The sequence below is a fragment of the Streptomyces flavofungini genome (genome assembly GCF_041028215.1).
Classification (GTDB): Bacteria; Actinomycetota; Actinomycetes; order Streptomycetales; family Streptomycetaceae; genus Streptomyces; species Streptomyces flavofungini_B.
In genome coordinates, this window is sequence record NZ_JASKYR010000720.1 from 1 (window position 1) to 4,199 (window position 4,199).

Annotated in this window: 5 protein-coding genes; 2 read left to right on the forward strand and 3 right to left on the reverse strand. The window is 74.0% G+C overall.

Going from position 1 to position 4,199, the window contains the following annotated elements:
* The coding region (locus AB8Z36_RS33130) for an MFS transporter (protein WP_369217089.1) at nt 1–797 on the forward strand (797 nt) is incomplete at its 5' end.
* Nucleotides 798–873: 76 nt separating this feature from the next.
* Here the strand turns inward: AB8Z36_RS33130 and AB8Z36_RS33135 are convergent.
* The 3 genes from AB8Z36_RS33135 to AB8Z36_RS33145 all read right to left on the reverse strand — a co-directional run bounded on the left by AB8Z36_RS33135 (nt 874) and on the right by AB8Z36_RS33145 (nt 3,325).
* Entirely contained in the window at nt 874–1,845 is a 972-nt protein-coding gene (locus AB8Z36_RS33135; RefSeq protein ID WP_369217090.1) for a molybdopterin-dependent oxidoreductase, read from the reverse strand.
* Complete coding sequence (locus tag AB8Z36_RS33140; RefSeq protein WP_369217091.1) at nt 1,842–1,991, reverse strand: hypothetical protein; 150 nt, start codon at nt 1,989–1,991, stop codon at nt 1,842–1,844. The genes AB8Z36_RS33135 and AB8Z36_RS33140 overlap by 4 nt, the downstream gene beginning before the upstream one ends.
* A 155-nt stretch (nt 1,992–2,146) precedes the next feature.
* A complete protein-coding gene (locus tag AB8Z36_RS33145; RefSeq protein ID WP_369217092.1) occupies nt 2,147–3,325 on the reverse strand; it encodes a lipase family protein in 1,179 nt (392 codons plus the stop codon).
* A 182-nt stretch (nt 3,326–3,507) separates the two neighbouring features.
* Here AB8Z36_RS33145 and AB8Z36_RS33150 point away from each other — a divergent pair.
* A partial coding sequence (locus tag AB8Z36_RS33150; protein ID WP_369217093.1) for a tetratricopeptide repeat protein occupies nt 3,508–4,199 on the forward strand: 692 nt, incomplete at its 3' end.

A 4,199-nucleotide genomic window follows, 5' to 3' on the forward strand; every position in this document is an offset into this window, starting at 1 on the left:
CCTCACCCCGGCGCCCCGCGCCGCTGGACCTCGTCGGCCAGGCGACCGCCGTCCTCACCCTCGCGGGACTCGCCTTCGCCGTCATCGAGGGCGGACACCTGGGCTGGGCGAGCGCGCCCGTCCTCGCCTCCTTCGCGGTGGCCGTCGCCGCCGGTGCCGCCTTCCTCGCCGCCGAGAAGCGGCACCCCGGGCCCATGGTCCCGCTCGGGCTGCTGCGCAGGCGCGGCGTCGGGATCGCGCTCGCGGTCGGCTTCGCCGTGAACGCCGGGTTCTACGGTCTGACCTTCCTCCTCGGCCTCTACTACCAGCAGCTGCGCGGCATGTCGGGTGTCGCGGCGGGCCTGATGTTCGTCCCGCTCGCCGTGCTGATCACCGCCACGAACCTCGTGTCGCCGCGCGCCGCCGAACGCCTCGGGCGGCGCCGGGTCATCGTCATCGGTCAGGCGGTGCTCGCCCTCGCCCTGTTCGTCCTGGTCCCGCTGACCGCCACGACCCCGCTCTGGCTCGTCCTTGTCCTGCTCGTCCCGACCGGCCTCGGCGGCGCCTTCGCGGTCCCCGCGCTGACCGCCCAGCTCATGGACGCCGTCCCCGCCGAACGCGCGGGCACCGCGTCCGGCCTGCTCAACTCCCTGCGCCAGACGGGCGGCGCCATGTCCGTGGCGCTCTTCGGCGCCCTGCTCGCCGGCGGCTCGGGAGCGGGCTTCTCGCTCCCCGGCATGCGCACCGCGCTCATCACCGTCGGCGCCCTGCTCTGCGTGACGACCGCACTCGCCGCATGGCTGCTGCCGCGCGACTGACACAGGCTCTGACCCCGGCACGGCCCACGCCCCCCAGCGGGACGCCCGGACACGGGCGCCTCCGGCAGCCCGTAGGTCAGGCGACGGTGAAGCCCACCTCGTGGACGGAGTTGCGGGAGCCCGGCGGCGGCTGCACGCGCCCCAGGGCGTCCGTCGCCCGGGAGCGGACCGTGTGCGGGCCCGGCGTGAACCAGCGCCGCAGCGAGAAGCCCTGCCAGGCCGGGTCGGCACCGAGGGTGTCCAGGCGCGCGGGCTCCCAGGGGCCGCCGTCGACGGAGAGTTCGACGCGCACGACCTCCGTGGTGCTCCAGGCGCGGCCCCGCAGCGCGACGGTTCCGTACGGCAGCTTCGCGTCCCGGACGGGCGCGGTCACTCTGCTGTTGACGTCGACCTCGCGCACCGGCTGCGGAGTGTCGTGCCCCGGCACCACCCGCGTGTAGAACTCCGTCGTGAACATGTGCTCCGGGCGCTCCTCCGTCAGGACGATCCTGGTCAGCCACTTCACGGAGTTGGTGCCGAAGTGCCGGGGGACGACCGCCCGCAGCGGGTGGCCGTGCCGGGCGGTCAGCGGCTCGCCGTTCATCCGGTGGGCCAGGAACACCTCGCGGCGGGCCGTCTCCAGGGGGAGGTCCTTCACATACGACAGGCCGTCCTCGCCGTGGAAGGAACCGGTGTCCGCGCCTTGGAGGACGACGTGCCGGGCGGCGGGCAGCGGGACGGCGCGGGCCAGGAGCACGGCGAGGGGGAAGCCCGTCCACTCGACGTTCGCGACGGCACGCGTCGGCACATCGGGCCGCAGCGGACTGCCGAAGCACTCGTGGACCGCGGTGAGCTGCCGGTCGGGCACGGCGAGGAGCGCGGCAAGGCCGAGCCGCAGCGGCTGTGCGACCAGGCCCTCCACCGACAGCGTCCAGGCGTCGGCGGCCACCTCCGGAATGCCCAGGTGCGTCCGTACGAAGAGGTTCCCGACCGGCGTCACGAAGTCCGGGCCCGGCTCCGGGTCACCGTGCGAGGGGTCATCCGGCGGCGGCGTCAGCGGCGCGGTCATCGGGTGGCGGCTCCCGTGCCGGACGCCTCCGGCCGTTCGGGCGCGGGGCGGCGCGCCCCCGGGCGCGGCACCGTGTCGGAGCCCTTCATCGCCAGGACGAACAGCGCCAGCATGGCCAGGGTCAGGGCCGTGGGTGCGATGATCATGATGAGAATCCCCCCGGTTCTCCGTTCTTGCGTACTCCGGGATCCTAGGCGCGGCGGGCCGCGACCGCCCCGCCTTTTCCGCGCGTGGCGCGGAAGGAGACGGCCCCGTCCGGTGCCCGGGACCGCCTCGACCGACCTGATCCACACGGAAGGCGCTAGCAGTCGCCCCGTACCGGCTTGTCCGCGAAGCGGTCCGCCAGCCACCGCGCCGCGTGCGGGGACTGCGTGATCACGCCGCTGACGTGCTCACCGACGGGGACGGTGTGCCACTCCACGGTGGCGCCCCGCGCGCACCAGTCCGTACGGACCTGCCTGCCGACGCCGTACGGGATCAGCTCGTCGGCGAGCGCGTGGTACAGGTACACCGGGGCGTCCGGCCCGGTCGTGCCGACCCGCGACTCGCGCAGGCGCCGCTGCCAGTCGGGCCGGTGAAGGGGGTTGCTCGTCGTCATCGAGTCGATCGTCTTGAAGGAGCCGAGGACCGCGCCGTCCGCCACGCAGGAGTTCTTCAGGGCGCCGACGAGTGCCTTGCCGACGGGGTTCAGATAGGAGTCGAGCCGCAGCTCGGGGAAGGCCGCGTTCTGGCCGATCGCCGCCATGAAGACCAGGCCCGAGCCGTACGAGCCGTCGTTGAACCGAGCGACCCTCTCCAGGTCACCGGGGACGCCGCCGGTGGCCGTGCCCCTGACGTCGAGGTCGGGCGCGTAGGAGCCGTGCAGCTCGGCCGCCCACGAGGAGGCCTGGCCGCCCTGGGAGTAGCCCATGATGCCGACCGGGGTGTCCGCGCCGAGTCCCGCCTCCGGCAGGCGGATCGCGGCGCGGGCGGCGTCCAGCATCGCCTGTCCGGCGGCCCTGCCGACCGTGTAGGTGTGGTCGCCGGGGGTGCCGAGCCCTTCGTAGTCGGTGACGGCGACGGCCCAGCCGCGCAGGGTGAGCTGCTGGATGAGGTTGGCCTCCGCCGTGGTGCCCCGGGGGAAACCGGCGCTCGGCGCGCACTGGTCGCCGACGCCGACCGTGCCCACGGCGTACGTGATCAGCGGGCGCGGGCCCTTCCTGCCGTCCTGCGGCACGATGACCGTGCCGGACACGGTGCTGGGCGCGCCCTCCGCCGTCGTCGAGCGGTAGTGGATCTTCCATGCCCTGGTGCCGGTGGGCTGGCCGGGCAGCGGATGGAAGGCGCTGGGCGCGGAGCTGACGACGTCGCCGGGCGACGCGGCGCTCACCTCCGGGGGCGCCGCGCCCTGCTCGGCGTGTGCCGTGCCGAGCGGGACCACGGCCGACAGGCCGAGCGCGGCCACCACGGCCCACGCCCTGCGGCTGATGCGTGTGTGCATGCGGCTCTCCCAACTGACCACGGGTGGGGGGGATGTGCGGCCTCGACCGTAGTGACCCGTGAGTAAGCGGGGGGCTGACCGGGACGCTCACCTTCGTTGACTCGTTCTCGCAGGTGTTCAGGCGTCTGCGGCGGCGCTACGTTCGTACTCGCCCCGGCCTCGACGACGAACGGAGGACCTCCATGCCGGACGAGACCGGCCGGCCGCGTCCTGCTCGGTTCGAGCAGGCGCTCGCCTGTTTCCGTGAGGCACGCGAGCTGACCGACCCCGACGACGCGCCCGGGGTCTACGGCGTCATCGTCCACGACGAGGCCGAGACCTACCGCAGCGCAGGTGACCTCGGCCGGGCCGCCGAACTCTTCCGCCAGGCCGTCGCGTTCCAGGAGCGCGCCGACAACCCCAGCGCCCTCACCACCTCCATGGCGGCGCTGGCCGGTGTCCTGGTCTCACTGCGCGAACCGGTCGAGGCGCGGGAGGTCCTGAAGCGGCTCGGCATCGAGATCCCGAAGATCGACGGACCCCAGCCACGGGCCGTCGCGCTGCACAACCTCGGCCTGGCGTACGAGGATCTGGGCGGCCTCGGTGTCGACGAGGCGTACGCCGACGCGGTGACCGCCCACCGTGCCGTCCTCGACCTGCTGGACGGCGAGAGCGACCCCGGCTGGTACGCCACGGTGCTGCGGGACCTCGGCGACGCCTATGCCGCGCAGGACCTGCTGTCGCTCGCGCACGCCTCGTACGAGGAGGCCGTGCGGTACACGCGACGGATCGGGGGCGGCCGGTCCCACTCCCTCATCACCATGCTGATCGTGCTGGGGCGGGCCAGTAGGCGGCTCGGGACGCTGGAGGGGGAGACGTGGGCGGAGGGCACGGA

Excerpts from the sequence above, each read along its gene's own strand:
- AB8Z36_RS33145 (WP_369217092.1), bottom strand. The coding sequence starts at position 3,325 with ATGCACACACGCATCAGCCGCAGGGCGTGGGCCGTGGTGGCCGCGCTC.
- AB8Z36_RS33135 (WP_369217090.1), bottom strand. The coding sequence starts at position 1,845 with ATGACCGCGCCGCTGACGCCGCCGCCGGATGACCCCTCGCACGGTGAC.
- AB8Z36_RS33140 (WP_369217091.1), bottom strand. The coding sequence starts at position 1,991 with ATGATCATCGCACCCACGGCCCTGACCCTGGCCATGCTGGCGCTGTTC.